At 39.3% G+C, this 201-nt stretch carries 1 rRNA gene; it reads right to left on the bottom strand.

The features are described from left to right. Positions 1-82: 82 nt before the first annotated feature. A 23S ribosomal RNA gene (locus tag M3226_RS32100) occupies positions 83-201 on the bottom strand; the annotation flags it as partial.

Genomic DNA, 201 nt, shown 5'->3' with positions numbered 1-201 from the left:
AGACTATAAAATTAGAGAGATCGTTCTCTCAAAACTAGATAATGTAGAAGAAATATTGTAAAACGAGTTACGCCTATAAACTATGGTTAAGTCCTCGATCGATTAGTATCAGTCAGCTCCACATGTCACCACGCTTCCACCTCTGACCTATCAACCTGATCATCTTTCAGGGATCTTACTAGCTTGACGCTATGGGAAATC

Source organism: Neobacillus cucumis (assembly GCF_023715505.1).
This window is presented reverse-complemented; position numbering and strand designations above follow the sequence as displayed.